This window comes from Parasphingopyxis sp. (assembly GCF_028279465.1).
Classification (GTDB): Bacteria; Pseudomonadota; Alphaproteobacteria; order Sphingomonadales; family Sphingomonadaceae; genus Parasphingopyxis.
Genome location: NZ_JANQNS010000014.1, coordinates 192,630 through 209,481 on the forward strand (window position 1 = coordinate 192,630; position 16,852 = coordinate 209,481).

Sequence of the window (16,852 nt, forward strand, 5' to 3'; positions counted from 1 at the left end):
CCTATGGACGAGATATATGGGCGGCCACTGACTTGGCCGCGCCGATTGCACTGCCCTCTATGGATTCTCCGCAGAATTATCAAGCGGTATGAGCTTGCCCGGGTTCATAATGTTACCGGGATCGAGCGCCTGCTTGATCGCGCGCAGAGCCGCCAGCCGCGCGGGATCGGCGAGCCGCGCAAATTCCGCCAGTTTGAGCTGCCCGATACCATGTTCGGCGGACAGCGACCCGCCCGCTGCATGGGTGAGATCATGGACGAAGCGGTTCACCGCACCCCCTGTTTCCGCGAACCAGGCTTTGTCGTCGGCACCGGCCGGCGCGCGGACATTGAAATGGACGTTGCCATCGCCGAGATGGCCGAAGGCGACAACCCGGGCACCGGCGAAACGCTGTTCAACAGCTTTCGTGGCGTCTTCGACGAAATCCGGCATGGCCGATACGGGCACCGATACATCATGTTTGGCGGCCATCCCGTCGATCCGCTCGGCCTCCGCTATCGTTTCGCGCAATTTCCACAGCGCGTCAGCCTGTGCTTCGCTCTCGGCAATGGCGGCGTCGGCGATCAGACCCGTACTGAGTATCTCGCCGAGCGCCGTTTCGAAACGCGTGCGCAGACCCTCCGGATCGCTGGCGGCGCGGAGTTCTACCAGCACGTTCCAGCGATGGGCTTTCTCAAGCGGCGCGCGCGTATCGGCGATATGCTGCAGGACCAGCGCAAGCGCCGCTTCAGGGACAAGCTCGAAACTCTCGACCGCATCGCCGAGCGCCGCTTCCAGCCTGCGCAACGTTGCCAGCGCATTCGGCGCAGTCTCCAATCCGAGCCAGGCAACGCAGCGATGCGGCGCGGCCGGCACCAAGCGGAGACTGGCTGCGGTGATCACGCCCAGCGTACCCTCGGCGCCGGCCAGCAGCTGCCGCAGATCGTAACCGCGATTGTCCTTGCGCAGCGTGGACAGGCCTTCAAACAGGCTGCCATCAGGCAAGACGGCCTCTATCCCGAGCGTTAGCGCCCGCATCGATCCGAAGCGCAACACCTGCGTGCCGCCGGCATTGGTCGCGATCAGCCCGCCGACCGTCGCGCTGTCCTTGGCACCCAGCGAGAGCGGGAAGCGCCGGTCATGCTCGGCCGCGGTCGCATGTACCCGGCTCAGTATCGTTCCCGCTTCGACGGTGATGCTGTTGTCGCCCGGATCGACAGAGCGGATCGCATCCATCTTGCGCAGGGATAGCAGAATTGCCTGGTCGTGCGGCCGCGGTACTCCGCCCGCGACCATCCCAGTATTGCCGCCTTGCGGTACGATCGGGACGCCTGCCTCCCCAGCGATCCGGACAACCGACTGCACTTCCTCGCGGTTTTTCGGCGAAACGAGCGCGATCGCGCTGCCCGTTATCCGGCCACGCCAATCGGTCAGCCATGGCGCAAGCGTCTCGTTATCGGCCGTCACGCCTTTCGGCCCGAGCGCAGCGCTGAGCCGTTCGAGAATTGCGTCTTGCGTCATCGCACCGACGATAGCGGCAACGGCGCGCGCGGCCAATTCATCTTCGGTTAAACGGCAAGAGGCGACAGAACCGCAAATCATGGGAACATCCGTGTCGATCTTGGGACCTGCATTGCTGATGTTGAGTGCGTCTTCCGGACCGGTGCCGGCAGTCTCGCTGCAATTCGCTATGCAGACGGTCGAGCAGCGGATTATCATCCGTATCCCGACCCGCCGCACCCTGCGTCCGCGCCGCCGGGCGCCGTCCGGCATCGTCTGGCGCGAGCGGGAGACGAACAGCTGCCAGCCCGTTTCCGCAATCGCTCGCGCCCGGTTCACGCGCCCCGGCGTCGTGGACCTCCTGACGCATGACCGGCGACTGATCCGCGCCCGGCTCGATTCCGAGTGCGTGACGCTCGGCTATTATTCGGCTTTCTACATGGTGCCCGGCGAGGATGGGCAGATATGCGCATCGCGCGACAATATCGTCTCGCGCGCCGGCAATGAATGCGCGATTTCCGGATTCCATATACTCGAACCGCGATCGGGCAACTGATCCATAGCGATATCCCGGAAAAACGCCGCTTTCGCTTGACTTTTCGACCCCCAACGCCCAATCGCCAGCGCCACAAGCGCGCCGCGTAGAGACCGCGCATTATCAACCATTTCGGATATTACATGAAGTTTGCCGATCTCGGCCTTTCCAATGAGTTACTGCGCGCCGTCGACGACGCGGGATATACCGAGCCGACGCCGATCCAGGCCGAAGCGATCCCGCCGATCCTGATGATGAAAGACCTAGTCGGCATCGCGCAGACGGGAACCGGCAAGACGGCCAGTTTCGTGCTGCCGATGATCGACATATTGAGCCATGGCCGCAGCCGCGCGCTGATGCCACGCTCTCTCATATTGGAACCGACACGCGAGCTCGCAGCTCAGGTTGCCGAGAATTTCGAAAAGTACGGCAAATATCAGAAGCTCGAAATGACGCTGTTGATCGGCGGGGTCAGCATGGGCGACCAGATGAAGGATCTGGAAAAGGGTGTCGACGTGCTGATCGCGACGCCTGGCCGGCTCATGGACCTGTTCGATCGCGGCAAGATTCTGCTGTCCGGCTGCAGCCTGCTCGTGATCGACGAGGCGGACCGGATGCTCGACATGGGCTTCATCCCGGACATTGAGAGCATCTGCCAAAAACTGCCGACGAACCGCCAGACATTGCTTTTTTCGGCAACGATGCCGCCGCCGATCAAGAAACTCTCCGACAAATTTCTCAGCAATCCCAAGCATATCGAGGTGGCCCGCCCAGCAACCGCTGCGACGAATATCGACCAGCGGCTAGTGGAAACCAGCGCGCGTTCGAAAAAAACGACACTCAAGAAACTGCTGCGCTCGGAAGATATCAGCACCGCGATCATCTTCGCCAACCGCAAGACGACGGTGCGCGACCTGCAAGGGCAGCTGAAGAAGGACGGCTTTCGCACCGGCCAGATTCATGGCGATATGAGTCAGCCGGAACGGATGCGCGAACTCGATCTGTTCAAAACCGGCGAGATCAACATTCTCGTCGCCTCCGACGTCGCCGCACGCGGGCTCGATATCAAGGGCGTCAGCCATGTGTTCAATTTCGACGCGCCCTGGCATCCCGACGACTATGTCCACCGCATCGGCCGCACGGGCCGCGCCGGTGCGACAGGAACGGCGATCACCCTCGTCACGCCCGCCGATGCGGAAGCCATCGAGAATATAGAGAAACTAACCGGGCAGACGATCGCACGCGGCGACAAAGGCGCGCCCAAAGAAAAACCGAAATCCGAACCGTCGGATAAGAACGAACCGCCGAAACCAAAGCGCACATCGCGCGCGAAAACCAAGAGCGCCGGAAATAAACCCGCTCCGCCGAAGCCGAAAAAGCCGCAACCGAAAAAAAGTAGCCGAAAAGCGGCGCCTGCCACTGCCGCCAGCAGCCAAACGGACGACGAAGACTGGAACGGCCCGATGCCGGATTTTCTAAGCGTGAAACTGGGCGACTAGAGACGCTCGCCGCGCCCGCCGGGGCCAACTTGCCGTTAACGTCAATCCGTTCTACATTGCAACGGATTTCATGGAGGCTGGCTCATGGCGCGCGAAGACGCACCCGAACATTTTGACGTCATCATTGTCGGCGCGGGCATTTCCGGCATCGGCGCTGGTTATTATCTGCAGCGCGATTGCCCTGAGAAAAACTTCATTATCCTCGAAGGACGCGAGAATATCGGCGGAACCTGGGATCTGTTTCGCTATCCGGGCATCCGTTCGGATTCCGACATGTTCACGCTGGGCTACGACTTCAAACCCTGGACCGCGCAAAAGGCGATCGCCGACGGCCCCTCGATCCTCGATTATCTCGACGAAACGGCAAGCGAGAATAATCTCTACGACAAAATCCGGTTCAAGCACCATGTGAACGGCGCGGAATGGTCGTCAGAAGAAGCCAAATGGCGCGTCGAGGCCGAGCGCGACGGCGAGATTGTCTGGATCAGCTGCGATTTCCTCTTCATGTGCACCGGCTATTACAATTACGACGCCGGCTACACGCCGGACTGGAACGGGTTCGAGAGTTACGAGGGCACGGTCGTCCATCCCCAGCACTGGCCGCAGGATCTCGACTATGCGGGCAAGAAGATCGTCGTGATCGGCTCCGGCGCGACGGCCGTTACGCTCGTCCCGGCGATGATCGACGGTGAAGGGCCGCCCGCGTATATGACCATGCTCCAGCGCTCGCCGACCTACATGGTGTCGCGCCCGTCGGAGGATGCGATCGCCAATACGCTGCGCAAATGGCTGCCGAGCAAGATGGCCTACAAACTGATCCGGTGGCGCAACACCCTGCTCCAGCACATCATCTTCCGGCGGGCGCGTAATAAGCCGGAAAAGGTCCGCGATTTTCTGCTGAACAAGGTCGAGGAAGAACTCGGCCCCGATTACGATATCGAAACGCACTTCACGCCGAGCTACAACCCTTGGGAACAGCGGCTGTGCCTCGTGCCCGACAGCGATTTCTTCCGCGTTATTCGCGACGGCCAGGCTTCGGTCGCCACCGGCCATATCGACCGGTTCACCGAGGACGGCATATTGCTGAAATCGGGCGAGAAGATCGATGCTGATATTGTCGTCACGGCGACCGGCCTCGATCTGCAGATGGCCGGTGGGGCCAATCTTGTCGTCGATGGCGAGGCGGTGAATTTCCACGACAAGATCACTTACAAGGCGATGATGTTCGACGATGTGCCGAACATGGCTTTCTCGTTCGGCTATACGAACGCCTCCTGGACGTTGCGCGCCGATCTGACCTGCGAGTATGTCGCCCGGCTTCTCAACTATATGGACGAGAAGGATATCGATATCGCCGTACCGCGCCTGCCGGAGCATGAGCGGATCGAGCGACTGCCCTGGGTCGATTTCTCGTCGGGCTATTTCAAGCGCGCCGAGAAAAAGCTGCCCGCGCAGGGCGATCGCGGTGTCTGGCGCAACCTGCAGAATTACCGCAAGGATGTGAAAGAGATACGCGAAGCGCCGATCGCCGATGAAGCGATGGTGTTCGCCAAGGCCGGGTCGATCTCCTTAGGCCCCAGCCAGTCGGAAGAGCCCGAGGCCATCGCGGCGGAATAGCGCTTAGCCGCTCTGCCCGCGTCCGCGTGCTTGGACCGCGGCGCGGCGTTTTTCGATCTCTTCGGCGGACACCCCGGCATTGGCCGATGCGCGCTCCTGCTCGAGCTCCAGCCCCTCGCCAAACGTTGCGGCGAAGCCATCGTCGATCAGCTTGCGATAACTGACGAGCATATCGGGCTCGACCGACAACATGTCTTCGGCAAGCTGGCGCGCCTGCGGGAGCAGCTCTGCCGCCGGTACGACGCGATTGACGAGGCCCCAGCGCTCGGCCTGTTCGGCGGATATGAAATTGCCGGTCAGCGACAATTCCTTGGCCCGCGAAATGCCGATGGCGCGGCTCAGCTTCTGGCTCAGACCCCAGCCCGGCATGATGCCAACCCGCGCATGGGTATCGGCGAAGCGCGCATTCTCACTCGCGATCAGTACGTCGCAGGCCAGCGCCAGCTCGAACCCGCCGGTGATCGCGACACCGTTGATCGCGCCGATCACAGGGCCGTAAAAACGGCCTAACGCGGTCACCGGATCCTCGACATCGACCGCTTCGCCGATGCTCGATGCACCCGACCCGAGTTCCTTGAGGTCGAGCCCGGCGGTAAAGGCGCGCTCCCCGGCACCGGTCAGGATCAACACGCGAATGTCGGTGTCGGCTTCCATATCGAGCACCGTGCGCGCCAGTTCTGCCCGCAAGGCCGCCGACAGCGCATTCATCGCCTCGGGCCGGTTGAGCGTCAGCACCGCATAGCCATCGCAGCGTTCGATTTCGATAAGCGCCATCGCCTATTTCTCCTGTGTGTAACGGCCAACAAAGTCGCTCGCGAATGCCGCGAACCGCCCTTCGGCGATAGCATCCCGCATCTTCGCCATCAGCGACTGATAGAAACAGATATTATGCTCGGTCATCAGCATTGCGCCAAGAATTTCGCCTGAGCGGACGAGATGGTGGATATAGGCGCGCGACCATTGGCGGCAGACCGGGCAGTCGCATTCAGGATCGAGCGGCTCCTTATCCTCGGCGAAACGCGCATTCCTGATGTTGATCGGTCCGTCGGCCGTGAATGCCTGGCCGGTTCGTCCGCTGCGCGTCGGCAGCACGCAATCGAACATATCTATGCCGCGCGCGACCGCGCCGACCAGATCGTCGGGCTTGCCGACGCCCATCAGATAGCGGGGCACGTCCTCGGGAAACTGCGCCGGCGCGAAATCGAGACAGCCGAACATCGCCTCCTGCCCTTCGCCGACCGCCAATCCGCCCACCGCATAACCGTCGAAACCGATATCGCACAGCGCATCGGCGGATTGCTTGCGTAGGGCCTCATCCAACCCACCCTGCTGAATGCCGAACAGCGCACCTTCATTGCCGAGATCGTCGAACGCGTCGCGCGAGCGCTTCGCCCAGCGCATGGAGCGCTCCATGGCCTCGGCCTGTGCCTCGGGGGTATCGGTCGTCTTCACGAGCTGGTCGAAGGCCATAACGATATCCGATCCGAGCAGGGTCTGGATTTCCATCGAACGTTCGGGGCTCAGCATGTGCCGCGATCCGTCGAGATGGCTGGCAAAGGCGACCCCCTCCTCGCTGACCTTGGTGAGATCGGAGAGGCTCATCACCTGATAGCCACCGCTATCGGTGAGGATCGGCCGCTCCCAGCCCATGAAATCGTGCAGTCCGCCCAGCTTCGCGATCCGTTCCGCACCGGGCCGGAGCATCAGGTGATAGGTGTTGCCGAGGATGATATCCGCGCCCGCCGCGCGCACATCGGCGGGTTTCATCGCCTTCACGGTCGCCGCCGTACCGACCGGCATAAAGGCCGGGGTGCGTATTTCACCACGCTGCATCCGTATAGCACCGGTACGCGCGACACCGTCGGTCGCGGCAATCGAAAAGGCGAAGCGGGTTTCGGACATGAATTCTCGACTAGCGGAAGGGAACTCGACAGTCGTTAGCGCAAGCGTAACAGCGGAAAAAGCGCGAAACACAACTGACCAGCCAACCCTGCTAGCCCGAGCGGCGCGGTGAGGCGCGCGCCATATTCGGCGATCGATTCACCGAGCAGCAGCGTGGCGAGCGCCACTTCGACCAGCATCAACAGGCCGAACCCAATCGCACCCATCGTCGCGCGCGCCGCGAAGGCCGTGTCTACGGCGTAACGCCGGATCGCCCATCCGCAAGCAAACCAGCAGATCGTCAGAATTATCGGCAGTTCGATCAGATTCGCCGGCCACTCGCCGAGCGCCGGCACAAGCATGAGAACGCGGATCGTTCCGAGTACGAAACCCGCAGCGAACACGCACAGAAAATAGAAGACCCCTGCTTTCGCGGCGCGCGTCATGCTTGTGCAGGCGATGCCGCCGAGTCGCCATTAGGCAGCAAGAGGCTCGCGTCACCATAGCTGTAGAAGCGGTAGTTTTCGGCAATTGCGTGCTCGTACGCCGCCAGCATCCGTTCGCGCCCCATGAGCGCGCTCACCAGCATGAACAGCGTCGAGCGCGGGAGATGGAAATTGGTCATCAGCCCGTCGATCGCCTTGAAGCGGTAACCCGGCGTGATGAAGATATCGGTGTCGCCTTCGAAGGGATGGATCACGCGGTCGTCATCGGCCGCGCTCTCCAGCAGGCGCAGGCTTGTTGTACCGATCGAGATGATGCGCCCGCCCGCCGCACGCACATCGTTGAGGCGCTTCGCCGTATCCGCATCGATCCGGCCCCATTCGGAATGCATCTCGTGATCGTCGCTATCCTCGGCCTTCACCGGCAGAAAGGTGCCCGCGCCGACATGCAGGGTCAGCGTGACATGGCCGATCCCGGCCACTTCGAGGCGCTCGATCAGCTCCGGGGTGAAATGGAGCGCAGCGGTCGGCGCGGCGACAGCCCCCTTCTCTTTCGCGAACATCGTCTGATAATCTTCGGCGTCGCGCTCATCGGTGGGCCGTTTGCCGGCGATATAGGGCGGCAGCGGCATGGTGCCCGCACGTTCGAGCAGCAGCTCGACCGGTTCGTCGCCTTCGAAACTCAGCAGGAAACTGCCGTCTCGGCCGCGATCCGAGGCAATCGCGGCGACACCCCCGCCGAATTCCACGCGGTCGCCCTCGCGCACGCGCTTCGCATTGCGGATAAAGGCACGCCATTGCCGCAACCCCTCGCGCTTGTGCAGCGTCGCGCTGATCTTCGCCGCTCCCCGTCGCCCTTCGAGCTGCGCCGGGATCACCTTGGTGTCGTTAAACACGAGAATGTCGCCCGGCCGCAAACAGTCCGGCAGGTCGCGGGCGAGCCGGTCAAGCGTCGCGTCTCCCTCCAGAACCAGCATTCGCGCACTGTCACGCGGGCTGGCCGGGCGGAGCGCTATGCGGTCTTCGGGGAGCGCGAAATCGAAAAGATCGACGCGCACGAAAGCGTTATTGCGGTGTATCGCCCGACAGCTCGCCGAGCGCGGCTTCGAGCGCCGCTGCCTGATCGTTAGCGGCCGGCCGCGTGATCGCAGCTATCTCGGCCGCTGTCGGCGGCGGTACATTGTCCGCCGCGATCGAAGCGCGGATTATGAGCGCTGGGTTCGCCGGCGGCTCACCGCGCGGAATGGCGTCGACATATTGCATGCCATCCGTCACCCGGCCGAACGCCGTATAGTTCCGGTCGAGACCAAGATTGGGCATGAACATAATGTAGAATTGGCTGTTCGCGCTGTTCGGATTGGTCGCGCGCGCCATCGACACGGTGCCGCGCACATGCGGCAGCGTCGTGAATTCCGCGTTGAGATCGGGGAGCTGCGAACCGCCCTGCCCCGTGCCGGTCGGATCGCCGGTCTGCGCCATGAAGCCGTCGATCACGCGATGGAAGATGACGCCATTGTAGAAGCCCTGCCGCGCCAGCGTTTTGACCCGTTCGACATGGTTCGGCGCGGCATCGGGCCGCAGCCGGATCGTGACGCGTCCGCCCGTGGACAGATCGAGCAGCAGCGTATTTTCGGGATCGGCAGCGGGCGTCTCACCAGACGCATATTGAATGTCAGACGTCGCGCTAACATCGGTAACGCCGCCCTCATCGTCCTGCGCATGGGCAGCTCCGCCCATGGCCATCGCAAGCACGGAAAACAGGAATATCTTCAAACGCATACTATCCTCGTAAACTTCAGACGCCGCCCGATTCATGGTGCGGCGGATCGGGTTGTCGATGCTTTAGCCCAACCAGACCGTGGCTGAAAGCCCGCTGAATATCCCCGGCGCATAAAGGCTGTGGCGGTAAGGGCGGTTGACGAATCAACATAAATCGTAAAGTAATTTACGTATTATTTAAATTACATGGAGATTGTTGATGGTTCAGGTCAAAAGAATCGCCGGTTGCCTGCGCTACGGCCTCGCGGCAACAGTGCTCGCCGCGATGCCGATTCCGGGCGCCGCGCAAGCACTGCCCGATGCCTATGAGCAAGCGAGAACCGCCAGCACCAGACTGGTCGCTGCAATCGAGTCGGTCGACGGATGCCTGGGCGTGCACACCGCCCGTTCACATGACGGATCGGAATTGATCCTGGCCTGGTTCGAAGACCGCGCGGCGGTGCTGCGTTGGTACGACCATTCCTACCATCGCCAGCTCTTGCGCGACGCCGGCCGGCCCGAAGACGGTATCGCCGCTGAGCATTTCGGGAACGAAGTCGGCCCGATACTCGTCATCGCCTCCGTTGCCTATCCGGCAAGACGTGGTGCGCTCGATGCTTCCATGTTCGACGATCCGGTCGCCGGCCGGCCGGAGCGTTTCTCGGTGGAGTATTACACACCGCTTCCGGGCGGGGCCTTTATGGAGCGACCCTTTGCGCCTAATGCCGTCAAGGAACGCATTCCCGGGATACGCGATGTCTTCGACGATGACGGATAATGCACAGCAGGATGGCGGCAGCACCGCCGCAATTGCCGGCCGGTGCGAACCTTGGGCGACCGGCGTTCTTACCATAGTGGTCTTCCTGCTGATCGGAGACGCGATATTACAGCCGATCATATGGTCGATGAGTTCGAACGGCTATTATCCGATGGAGCTCGCCCTGGTGCATGTCCGCGACAATGTCCTCGCGGCGCTGCCGGCCTATGCGCTGCTATGGGTGTTGTGGGAAACGCGCGGATATCTCGCGCGTCTGCGCAAGGGCGAAATCTGGTTGCCGGCGACCCAGCGGACGCTGCTTGGAATCGGCGGCGGCCTTGTCGCAGCGGGCCTGCTCGGCCTGGCCGCCAGACCCCTGGTCATCTGGGTGCGCGGCGACGGGTTCGAATTTTCGCTCGATCCGGGCTGGCTAGCCTTGGCCGGCGTCGGCTTGCTGCTGGTCATGATCGGGCGGATCATGGAATCCGTCGTCGAGGCCGCACTGGCGCTCAAGCGCGAGAATGATGAGATTCTCTAGGCCTTGAAGATCGTCGTCCGACTCGATGTGATGCTGGCGCGGCGTAAGCGGCTCGCCAAGGATCTCGCGGCGCAGATCGGCATGAGCGAGACCAACCTGTCACTGCTGAGGACGGGCAAGGTGCGCGGTATTCGCTTTGAAACGCTGGCCAAAATCTGCGCGGCGCTCGACTGCAAACCCGGCGATATTCTCGATTTCGAATGGTCGGACGATGACGAAGGGAATGATTCCTAGTCGCCCTTTCGACCGATTTTTTCGACCCGCGCCTTCACCTCGGCCTCGACTGCAGGCGTCACGAATTTGTGGATATCGCCCCCATACATGGCGATCTCTTTCACAAGCCGCGAAGCAATGGGCTGCAGCGCGACATCGGCCATCAGGAACAGCGTTTCGATATCATCGTTCAGCTGCTGGTTCATGCCCGCCATCTGAAACTCATATTCGAAATCGGCAACGGCGCGCAGGCCGCGCACGATAACGGTCGCGCCCTCCCGCTCGGCAAAGTCCATCAGCAGCGAGTTGAAATGGACGACGCGGATATCGCCATTGCAGGCAGCAACCTCCCGTTTCACCGTCTCCAGCCGCTCGTCATCGGTAAACATCGGCGATTTGCTGGGATTAGTCGTCACGCCGATGATCAGCGTGTCGACGAGTTTCGCGCCGCGCCGGATGATGTCCATATGCCCGAGCGTGATCGGATCGAACGTTCCGGGATACACCCCTACCCTGTTGGCCCCCATCAATGTGTCCTCTCAATGGAAAATCGTGCGATGGCGCGGAGCATATCGGCCTCCTCGCCATAATCGCGCAGATGATCGATCGCCTGGTCGACGAGCATCTGGGCTTGTTGCCGCGCCCGCTCGACGCCAAGCAGCGAGACGAAGGTCGCTTTGCCGGCCTCGGCATCCTTGCCGACGCGCTTGCCGGTCACCGCTTCGTCACCCTCGACATCGAGCAGATCGTCGGCAATCTGGAAGGCGAGGCCCAGATCGCGCGCATAGCCGCGCAGATGCGTCCGGTTTTCGGGTGGAATATGGCCCATGATGCAGGCCGCTTCGAGGCAAAAGCCCATTAGCGCGCCCGTCTTCAGCCGCTGCAGCCGGGTGACTGCCGGAAGGTCGAGCTGCCGGTGCTCGGCCTCGAGGTCCATCATCTGACCGCCGCCCATGCCCGCCGGGCCGCTCGCCTGGGCAAGCGCCGCCATCAGTTCGGCGCGTACGAACGGATCAGAGTGCGTCGCCTCGTCGCCCAATATCTCGAAGGCGAGCGCGAGCAGGCAATCGCCGGCCAGCACCGCCGTCGCCTCGTCGAACTGCTTATGCACGGTCGGCTTGCCGCGGCGCATATCGTCATCGTCCATGCACGGCAGATCGTCATGGATCAGCGAATAGACATGGATGCACTCGACCGCGAACCCGGCGCGCATCGCGCTGTCGCGATCGACATTGAAGACTTCGGATGCCGCCACGACCAGCATCGGGCGCAACCGCTTGCCGCCCCCTATCCCGGCATAGCGCATCGCCTCGTAAAGCTTGGCGCGCGAATCGTCCGGCACGGGCAGCCAAGTGTCGAACAGGATATCGACATCCTTGGCCATGCGCTCGAGCGCCGGTTTCAATCCGATGGAAACGACTGGCATCGGCTATGCGGGATCGAGCGGCTCGACGCCGGTCGGTTTGCCATCGGAATCGAGCTGGATCTTGTCGATCCGCGCTTTTGCGGCCTTGAGCCGGGCCTCGCACTGCGCGCGCAGCTTGTCCCCGCGTGTGTAGAGATCGATCGATTCGTCGAGCGGCGCTTCGCCCGTCTCCAGCTTGCGGACAATCGCCTCGAGTTCTTCGAGCGCGGCCTCGAAAGAAAGGGAGCCGATATCGGTGGCGCTTTCGTCAGTCATGCAGTCGCTATGGGCGAGCGAGCGAGCTATGGTCAAGCAAGAGCCGCACGCTATATCCGATTCGACGCGCTCGGCAGTTCCCGGTCAGCATTTGAAGGAGAGGATGATGCCCACCCAAGTCAATCCGGCCACAGGCGAGACAGGGAAAAACTTTCCGGCATTGAGCGACGAAGAGATCGAGGCGAAACTCGCCAGGGCGGCCGCAACGTTCCGCAAATGGCGCGTTACGGACATGGCGACGCGCACCGATCTGCTCTCGAAAATCGCCGACGAATTCGCACGGCGCAAGGATGAGCTGGCCGCGACGATCACGACCGAAATGGGCAAACCCGTGACGCAAGCCCGGGCCGAAGTCGACAAATGCGAAAAAGCGTTCCGCTTCTATGCCGCGAACGGCCCCGCCATGCTCGAACCGGTCGAGCAGGAGCTGGTTAGCGGCCGATCCGTCTCGCACTGGCTGCCCCAAGGGCCGGTGCTGGCCGTCATGCCGTGGAACTATCCGCTGTGGCAGGTCGTGCGCTTCATGGCGCCGACAATCATGGCGGGCAATGTCGGCGTGTTGAAACATGCGAGCTCTACCCCCGGCTGTGCCGCCGCGCTCGAAGAGCTGGTCATTGGCGCGGGCGGACCAGAGGGGCTGTTTCAAAACCTGCATATCAGCGCGTCGAAGGTCGCGGGCATCATTGCCGACGACCGGATCGTCGCCGTGACCATCACCGGCAGCGAGGGTGCGGGCATCAAAGTTGCCGAAGCGGCCGGGCATAACCTCAAAAAGGTGGTGCTCGAGCTGGGCGGCTCCGATCCGTTCATCGTCATGCCGAGCGCGGACGTCAAAATGGCGGCCGAAACCGCTGTGACCGCGCGGCTGCAAAATGCCGGGCAAAGCTGCATCTGCGGCAAGCGCATGGTCGTTCATGAGGATGTCTATGACGAATTCATGGAGATCTTCGTCGAGGGCGTGAAGACGATTCGGATCGGCGATCCGACCGCGGAAGATACCGAGATGGGTCCGCTATCGAGCGAAGATGCGCGCAACGATATCGCCGAACAGCTCGAAAAGGCCGTCCAGTCGGGCGCGACCAAGCTCTATGGCGGCGATATTCCGGATAAACCGGGCGCCTGGATGACGCCGGCGATCCTCACCGATATTCCCGAAGACGCCCCGGTCGCGCGCGAGGAGTTTTTCGGGCCTGTTGCCATGGTCTTCAAGGTGAAGGATATCGACGAAGCGATTCAGGTCGCGAACGATATCCCCTTTGGTCTCGGGTCGAGCGCCTGGACGAACGACGAGGCTGAAAAGGCCCGCTTCATCCGCGATATCGAGGCGGGCATGACGGCGATCAACCAGATGCTCGCCTCCGATCCCTATGCGCCGTTCGGTGGCGTCAAACGATCCGGCCATGGCCGCGAACTCGGTTCGCATGGCCTGCATGAATTCATGAATCTCAAAAACGTAATGCTGCCCGAATGAGCGAGCCCGCGCTTAGCTCTCCGCTCAGCCTCCCCTGCGGCGCGACGCTGCCCAACCGGATCGCCAAGGCGGCGATGACGGAGGGGCTGGGGACGCCTCATGGCGTGCCGACCGAAGCGCTCGAGCGGCTCTACGGCATCTGGTCGGACGGCGGCGCGGGCATGCTGCTCTCGGGCAATATCCAGGTCGATCGCGATCATCTGGAGCGACCCGGCAATGTCGTCATGCATGACTCACCGAATGCCGAACTCATGACGCGGCTCAAGGACTGGGCCAGGGCGGCGACGCGGAACGGCAATCATTTCTGGGCGCAACTCAGCCATGGCGGGCGACAGACTCAGGCAATGGTCAATCCGCATCCCAAGGCGCCATCCGCGGTCAAGCTCGGCCTGCCCGGCGGCCAGTTTGGCGAGCCGGTCGCGCTTACAGTGCCGGAGATCGTCGACATTCGGGATCGCTTCGCCATCGCCGCGAAAGCGGTCCGCGATGCAGGTTTTACGGGCGTGCAGATTCACGCGGCTCACGGCTATCTGCTGTCGTCATTTCTCTCGCCGCGCGCCAATCAGCGCGACGATGAGTATGGCAGATCGCTCGAAAACCGCGCGCGCTTCCTGATGGAGACGGTCGCGGCGGTGCGCGACGCGGTCGGTGCGGATTTCCCGATTTCGGTCAAGCTCAACAGCGCCGATTTCCAGCGCGGCGGATTCCAGTTCGAGGACAGCCTGCAGGTGGCCGAATGGCTCGCGGATGCCGGCATTGATCTACTGGAAATTTCGGGCGGCAATTATGAGCAACCCAAGCTGCTCGGCATCGAAGGCATGGAGTCCGAAGAGAAACAGAATGTCGCGCCCTCGACCGCGCGACGCGAGGCCTATTTCGTCGATTTTGCGCTAGCGATGGAGGAGAAGGTCTCGATCCCGCTCATGGTGACGGGCGGGTTCCGGAGCCGGGAGGCCATGGACTATGCGCTGGACAGCGGCGCGGCCGATGTGATCGGCATCGGCCGCCCCTTCTGCCACACGCCTGATGCGGCGAACCGGCTGTTCGAAGGCGCCGAAAAGCTACCGACGCCCGAAGACGAACTTGCGCTGATCCCCGGTTGGCTGGGCTTTCTGAAGCGCCTGCAAATGCTCAAGGCGATTGACGGATTCGCCACGCAATATTGGTTCTACAGCCAGCTCTACGCGCTCGGACGCGAAGGCAGGACCGCACCGGAACGCTCTGTTTTCGCGGCGTTTCGCGAAGTGGAATCCACGCACAATCGCCTGATGGCGCAGCGCGGCTAGACGCCCTCTTCCGCGCGCAGGGCCTTGCGGTCGAGCTTGCCGATCATCGTTTTGGGCAGTTCGTCCCGCACCACGACTTCGGTCACCTGCTCATGCTTGCCAAGCTGCGGGTTGAGCCACGCCGTAAGCTCTTCGCCCGTGACCGTCGCGTCTCCGCTTAAGGCCACGAAAGCCTTGGGTTTTTCGCCCGTATAGGTATCCGGAACGCCGATCACGAGCGCCTCTTTCACGGCCGGATTCTTGTAGAGAATATCCTCGAGCTGGCTCGGGAAGACCTTGAAGCCGGAGACGGCGATCATGTCCTTCAGTCGGTCGACGATGAAGATATAGCCGTCCTCGTCGATCGTGCCGACATCGCCGGTGCGCAGGAAGCCGTCATGCAGGATCTGATCGTCGGCATCGGGCCGGTTCCAATAGCCGTACATGATCTGCGGGCCCGCGATCACGATTTCGCCCGGCTCGCCCTCCGGCGCGGGTTCGTTCGGATTTTCCTTGTCGACGAGCTTGACGATGGTCGCCGACGCGGGCTGGCCGATCGAGCCTGTCTTGTTCTCGCCATCATAGGGATTGCAGGAGACGACGCCCGAGCTCTCGGTCAGTCCATAACCCTCGACGAGCTTGGCGCCCGTCAGATCCTCGAACTTGGTTTTGGTCTCCGCCGGCAGCGGCGCGCCGCCGGAAATGCAAACGCGCAACGACGAAAAATCGGTTTTCGCGGTCTGCGGATGCTCGAGCAGCGCCGTATACATGGTCGGCACGCCCGGCAGCGCCGTCGCCTTGGTGCGTTCGATGGCCTTCAGCGCCTGCGCCGCGTTCCAGCGCGGCAGCATGATGATCTCGCCACCGCGCAGCACCGTGCGGTTGAGCACCGTTGCGTTGGCGAAGACGTGGAAGAAAGGCAGCACGCCCATGATCCGGTCTTCGGCCTCGGGATCGGGGTCGAGCGCCTGAATCTGTCGGGCGTTGGCGGTAATGTTCTGGTGCGTCAGCATCGCGCCCTTGGGCACGCCGGTCGTGCCGCCTGTATACTGGATGAGCGCGACATCCTTGCGTGGATCGATCGGCACGCGGCCGCAATCGCCGCTATTGTCGACCAGCTCGCTGAACGGAATAACGTCCCGACGCTTCGGAATATCGACCGACTCCCCGCCCTTGAAGACGCGGAACATCAGCGATTTGGCCAGCGGCAGGGCTTCGACAACCGTACCGACGACGAGCTTTTCGAGCGAGCTCTTGTCGAGCACTTCGAGCGCGGTCGGCAGCAACGCTTTCGCCGACAGTGTCAAGAGCAGTTTCGTTCCCGAATCCTCGACCTGATGCGTGAGCTCGTCGACCGTGTATAGCGGTGAAAAGTTCACCACCGTCGCGCCCATCTTCATCGCGCCATAATAGCCGGCGAGATAATGCGGCACGTTGGGCAGGAAGAGACCGACCCGGTCGCCCTTCTTGATGCCAAGCTTCTGCAGCCCGCGCGCGACGCGATTCACGCCGAGCCGAACATCGGCATAGCTATATTTCCGCCCCATGAAATCGGCGAGATAGGCGTCGGGATGCTTCGCCGCGCTTTCGGCGAACATCTGCGGCACGGTGAGCGGCGCAAAACTCTTGTCCCAGGTGCCGGGATGCCGGAAATCGGTGCGCCAAATATCGGGAATGTCGACCATGGCGAAGCTATACCAAGGCGCCGCCACAAA

At 62.2% G+C, this 16,852-nt stretch carries 18 protein-coding genes; 8 read left to right on the plus strand and 10 right to left on the minus strand.

The window, feature by feature from the left end; genetic code table 11:
- Positions 1-57 precede the first annotated feature (57 nt).
- A complete protein-coding gene (locus Q0974_RS09070; protein WP_299326755.1) occupies positions 58-1,500 on the minus strand; it encodes an FAD-binding oxidoreductase in 1,443 nt (480 codons plus the stop codon).
- A 79-nt stretch (positions 1,501-1,579) separates the two neighbouring features.
- Here Q0974_RS09070 and Q0974_RS09075 point away from each other — a divergent pair, with 79 nt between their 5' ends.
- The 3 genes from Q0974_RS09075 to Q0974_RS09085 all read left to right on the plus strand — a co-directional run bounded on the left by Q0974_RS09075 (position 1,580) and on the right by Q0974_RS09085 (position 5,130).
- The gene (locus Q0974_RS09075) at positions 1,580-2,035 is read left to right on the plus strand and encodes a hypothetical protein (RefSeq protein WP_299326757.1); all 456 of its coding nucleotides are present in this window, start codon (positions 1,580-1,582) and stop codon (positions 2,033-2,035) included.
- A 122-nt stretch (positions 2,036-2,157) separates the two neighbouring features.
- Positions 2,158-3,513: a DEAD/DEAH box helicase gene (locus Q0974_RS09080; protein ID WP_299326758.1), complete on the plus strand. Its 1,356-nt coding sequence runs from the start codon at positions 2,158-2,160 to the stop codon at positions 3,511-3,513.
- A gap of 84 nt (positions 3,514-3,597) precedes the next feature.
- The gene (locus tag Q0974_RS09085; protein WP_299326760.1) at positions 3,598-5,130 is read left to right on the plus strand and encodes an NAD(P)/FAD-dependent oxidoreductase; all 1,533 of its coding nucleotides are present in this window, start codon (positions 3,598-3,600) and stop codon (positions 5,128-5,130) included.
- Positions 5,131-5,133: 3 nt separating this feature from the next.
- On the opposite strand, the gene Q0974_RS09090 is transcribed toward Q0974_RS09085, so the two are convergent.
- From Q0974_RS09090 to Q0974_RS09110, 5 genes are read right to left on the minus strand one after another with little or no spacing between them, the layout of a single operon-like run.
- On the minus strand, positions 5,134-5,904 hold the full coding sequence (locus tag Q0974_RS09090) for an enoyl-CoA hydratase (RefSeq protein ID WP_299326762.1): 771 nt from the start codon (positions 5,902-5,904) through the stop codon (positions 5,134-5,136).
- A 3-nt stretch (positions 5,905-5,907) separates the two neighbouring features.
- On the minus strand, positions 5,908-7,032 hold the full coding sequence (gene tgt, locus Q0974_RS09095; RefSeq protein ID WP_299326764.1) for a tRNA guanosine(34) transglycosylase Tgt: 1,125 nt from the start codon (positions 7,030-7,032) through the stop codon (positions 5,908-5,910).
- A gap of 35 nt (positions 7,033-7,067) precedes the next feature.
- Positions 7,068-7,457: a hypothetical protein gene (locus tag Q0974_RS09100; protein WP_299326765.1), complete on the minus strand. Its 390-nt coding sequence runs from the start codon at positions 7,455-7,457 to the stop codon at positions 7,068-7,070.
- Entirely contained in the window at positions 7,454-8,512 is a 1,059-nt protein-coding gene (queA, locus tag Q0974_RS09105; protein ID WP_299326766.1) for a tRNA preQ1(34) S-adenosylmethionine ribosyltransferase-isomerase QueA, read from the minus strand. Before queA ends, Q0974_RS09100 begins: the two co-directional genes overlap by 4 nt.
- 7 nt (positions 8,513-8,519) lie before the next feature.
- On the minus strand, positions 8,520-9,233 hold the full coding sequence (locus Q0974_RS09110; protein WP_299326767.1) for a peptidylprolyl isomerase: 714 nt from the start codon (positions 9,231-9,233) through the stop codon (positions 8,520-8,522).
- Positions 9,234-9,432: 199 nt separating this feature from the next.
- On the opposite strand from Q0974_RS09110, the gene Q0974_RS09115 reads away from it, so the two are divergent.
- The 3 genes from Q0974_RS09115 to Q0974_RS09125 are packed head-to-tail and all read left to right on the plus strand — an operon-like array spanning position 9,433 to position 10,741.
- Complete coding sequence (locus Q0974_RS09115) at positions 9,433-9,990, plus strand: antibiotic biosynthesis monooxygenase (protein ID WP_299326769.1); 558 nt, start codon at positions 9,433-9,435, stop codon at positions 9,988-9,990.
- Positions 9,980-10,507 carry a DUF2975 domain-containing protein gene (locus Q0974_RS09120; protein WP_299326771.1) on the plus strand — a complete coding sequence of 176 codons (528 nt, stop codon included), beginning with the start codon at positions 9,980-9,982 and terminating at the stop codon, positions 10,505-10,507. The genes Q0974_RS09115 and Q0974_RS09120 overlap by 11 nt, the downstream gene beginning before the upstream one ends.
- Positions 10,508-10,510: 3 nt before the next feature.
- Entirely contained in the window at positions 10,511-10,741 is a 231-nt protein-coding gene (locus Q0974_RS09125) for a helix-turn-helix transcriptional regulator (RefSeq protein ID WP_299326773.1), read from the plus strand.
- Here the strand turns inward: Q0974_RS09125 and coaD are convergent.
- From coaD to Q0974_RS09140, 3 genes are read right to left on the minus strand one after another with little or no spacing between them, the layout of a single operon-like run.
- A complete protein-coding gene (gene coaD, locus Q0974_RS09130; RefSeq protein WP_299326775.1) occupies positions 10,738-11,247 on the minus strand; it encodes a pantetheine-phosphate adenylyltransferase in 510 nt (169 codons plus the stop codon). The two genes, Q0974_RS09125 and coaD, sit on opposite strands and share 4 nt — an antisense overlap.
- Positions 11,247-12,146 carry a polyprenyl synthetase family protein gene (locus tag Q0974_RS09135; protein WP_299326777.1) on the minus strand — a complete coding sequence of 300 codons (900 nt, stop codon included), beginning with the start codon at positions 12,144-12,146 and terminating at the stop codon, positions 11,247-11,249. The genes coaD and Q0974_RS09135 overlap by 1 nt, the downstream gene beginning before the upstream one ends.
- Positions 12,147-12,149: 3 nt before the next feature.
- Positions 12,150-12,401 (minus strand): exodeoxyribonuclease VII small subunit, encoded by a 252-nt coding sequence (locus tag Q0974_RS09140; RefSeq protein WP_299326778.1) that lies wholly within the window; start codon positions 12,399-12,401, stop codon positions 12,150-12,152.
- Between the two features lie 106 nt (positions 12,402-12,507).
- Between Q0974_RS09140 and Q0974_RS09145 the strand changes: the two genes are divergently transcribed.
- Both Q0974_RS09145 and Q0974_RS09150 read left to right on the plus strand, forming a co-directional pair.
- Positions 12,508-13,872: an NAD-dependent succinate-semialdehyde dehydrogenase gene (locus Q0974_RS09145; protein ID WP_299326869.1), complete on the plus strand. Its 1,365-nt coding sequence runs from the start codon at positions 12,508-12,510 to the stop codon at positions 13,870-13,872.
- Complete coding sequence (locus Q0974_RS09150; RefSeq protein WP_299326780.1) at positions 13,869-15,158, plus strand: NADH:flavin oxidoreductase/NADH oxidase family protein; 1,290 nt, start codon at positions 13,869-13,871, stop codon at positions 15,156-15,158. The genes Q0974_RS09145 and Q0974_RS09150 overlap by 4 nt, the downstream gene beginning before the upstream one ends.
- Here the strand turns inward: Q0974_RS09150 and Q0974_RS09155 are convergent.
- Positions 15,155-16,822, minus strand: coding sequence for a long-chain fatty acid--CoA ligase (locus Q0974_RS09155; protein ID WP_299326782.1), 1,668 nt, complete (start codon positions 16,820-16,822; stop codon positions 15,155-15,157). The genes Q0974_RS09150 and Q0974_RS09155 overlap by 4 nt on opposite strands.
- Between the last annotated feature and the right edge of the window lie 30 nt (positions 16,823-16,852).

Coding starts and splice junctions, on each gene's coding strand:
- Q0974_RS09145 (WP_299326869.1), top strand. CDS start 12,508: ATGCCCACCCAAGTCAATCCGGCCACAGGCGAGACAGGGAAAAACTTT.
- Q0974_RS09090 (WP_299326762.1), bottom strand. CDS start 5,904: ATGGCGCTTATCGAAATCGAACGCTGCGATGGCTATGCGGTGCTGACG.
- Q0974_RS09075 (WP_299326757.1), top strand. CDS start 1,580: ATGGGAACATCCGTGTCGATCTTGGGACCTGCATTGCTGATGTTGAGT.
- Q0974_RS09150 (WP_299326780.1), top strand. CDS start 13,869: ATGAGCGAGCCCGCGCTTAGCTCTCCGCTCAGCCTCCCCTGCGGCGCG.
- Q0974_RS09070 (WP_299326755.1), bottom strand. CDS start 1,500: ATGACGCAAGACGCAATTCTCGAACGGCTCAGCGCTGCGCTCGGGCCG.
- Q0974_RS09100 (WP_299326765.1), bottom strand. CDS start 7,457: ATGACGCGCGCCGCGAAAGCAGGGGTCTTCTATTTTCTGTGCGTGTTC.
- Q0974_RS09135 (WP_299326777.1), bottom strand. CDS start 12,146: ATGCCAGTCGTTTCCATCGGATTGAAACCGGCGCTCGAGCGCATGGCC.
- Q0974_RS09080 (WP_299326758.1), top strand. CDS start 2,158: ATGAAGTTTGCCGATCTCGGCCTTTCCAATGAGTTACTGCGCGCCGTC.
- coaD (WP_299326775.1), bottom strand. CDS start 11,247: ATGGGGGCCAACAGGGTAGGGGTGTATCCCGGAACGTTCGATCCGATC.
- Q0974_RS09120 (WP_299326771.1), top strand. CDS start 9,980: ATGACGGATAATGCACAGCAGGATGGCGGCAGCACCGCCGCAATTGCC.
- Q0974_RS09155 (WP_299326782.1), bottom strand. CDS start 16,822: ATGGTCGACATTCCCGATATTTGGCGCACCGATTTCCGGCATCCCGGC.
- Q0974_RS09110 (WP_299326767.1), bottom strand. CDS start 9,233: ATGCGTTTGAAGATATTCCTGTTTTCCGTGCTTGCGATGGCCATGGGC.
- tgt (WP_299326764.1), bottom strand. CDS start 7,032: ATGTCCGAAACCCGCTTCGCCTTTTCGATTGCCGCGACCGACGGTGTC.
- Q0974_RS09115 (WP_299326769.1), top strand. CDS start 9,433: ATGGTTCAGGTCAAAAGAATCGCCGGTTGCCTGCGCTACGGCCTCGCG.
- Q0974_RS09140 (WP_299326778.1), bottom strand. CDS start 12,401: ATGACTGACGAAAGCGCCACCGATATCGGCTCCCTTTCTTTCGAGGCC.
- Q0974_RS09085 (WP_299326760.1), top strand. CDS start 3,598: ATGGCGCGCGAAGACGCACCCGAACATTTTGACGTCATCATTGTCGGC.